The sequence below is a fragment of the Streptomyces niphimycinicus genome, assembly GCF_018883605.1.
Classification (GTDB): Bacteria; Actinomycetota; Actinomycetes; order Streptomycetales; family Streptomycetaceae; genus Streptomyces; species Streptomyces niphimycinicus.
Genome location: NZ_JAHLEM010000978.1, coordinates 1 through 1365, shown reverse-complemented (window position 1 = coordinate 1365; position 1365 = coordinate 1). Strand labels below are relative to the sequence as shown.

Here is a 1365-nt window from a genome sequence, read left to right as displayed (position 1 = left end):
GGGCGGCATCCACCCCGATCTGCCCGGCACCGCGTACTTCGACATCGCCCGCGCCGTCAAGGAGCGCGTCCCCGGGATGCATGTCCACGCCTTCTCCCCGATGGAGGTCGTCAACGGCGCGACCCGCACCGGGATGTCCATCCGCGAATGGCTGACGGCGGCGCGCGAGGCGGGCCTGGACACCATCCCCGGCACGGCGGCCGAGATCCTGGACGACGAGGTGCGCTGGGTCCTCACCAAGGGCAAGCTGCCGACGGCCACCTGGGTCGAGGTCGTCAAGACGGCCCATGAGCTGGGGGTGCGGTCCTCGTCCACGATGATGTACGGCCATGTGGACCAGCCCCGCCACTGGCTGGCCCATCTGCGGCTGCTCGCCGAGATCCAGCAGGAGACGGGCGGCTTCACCGAATTCGTCACCCTCCCCTTCATCCACACCAACGCCCCCGTCTACCTCGCCGGTATCGCCCGCCCCGGCCCCACCAGCCGCGACAACCGCGCCGTCACGGCCATGGCGCGGATCCTGCTCCACCCCCATATCCCCAACATCCAGACGAGCTGGGTGAAGCTGGGCGCGGAGGGCGCCGCCGAGATGCTCCGCTCCGGCGCCAACGACCTGGGCGGCACCCTTATGGAGGAGACGATCTCCCGTATGGCGGGCTCCTCCTACGGCTCCTACCGCTCCATCCAGGACCTGGTGGCCATCGCCGAGCTGACCGGCCGCCCGGCCCGCCCGCGCACCACCACCTACGGCCCCGTCCCCGAGGACCGCCAGGCCGCGGCCCTCGCCTCGGACGGCCATCTGCCGGAACTGCTCCCGGTGCTGGGGGACTGAGCCCGGCTCACGGTCGGACCGAGTCCGGCTCAGGGTTCGGGGGCGCGCCGCGCGGATACGCTGCCATGGGAAGCGGGGGAAGGGGCACCCATGGCAGAGCGGCGTCCGACGATTCGGGAGCTGATCCGGCAGCGGCGCCGGTTCGTGGGGCGACGGCAGGAGCTGGCCGCGTTCCGGGAGAACTTCGCGGTGCCGCCCGAGGACGCCGCGCACCACTTCCTGTTCCATGTGCGCGGCGACGCCGGGGTGGGCAAGACGACGCTGCTGCGGCAGTTGGAGAACACCGCGCGGGAACACCGGGCGCTCACCGCCTCGGTGGACGAGTCGTTGAACAGCGTGCCCGAGGTGATGGCGGCCATCAGTGCCCAGTTCGCCGAGCAGGGCCATCCGCTGAGGTCCTTCGACAAGCTGCTGGCGACCTACCGGCAGCGGCGCCACGAGGCCGATTCGGCGGCCCAGCAGCCCGCGCCGCGGCCTTCGCAGGAGGCGGCGGGCGAGCCCCGGCCGTCGGCGTCGAGCGCGTTCGCCGCCCG

General features: G+C 72.4%; 2 protein-coding genes. Both read left to right on the top strand.

The window, feature by feature from the left end; all coding sequences use genetic code 11:
• Positions 1–832: 5-amino-6-(D-ribitylamino)uracil--L-tyrosine 4-hydroxyphenyl transferase CofH (cofH, locus tag KN815_RS46310; RefSeq protein ID WP_216347786.1), on the top strand; the 832-nt coding region annotated here is incomplete at its 5' end.
• A 90-nt stretch (positions 833–922) separates the two neighbouring features.
• On the top strand, positions 923–1365 hold a 443-nt coding region (locus KN815_RS46305; RefSeq protein WP_253209672.1), incomplete at its 3' end, for an AAA family ATPase.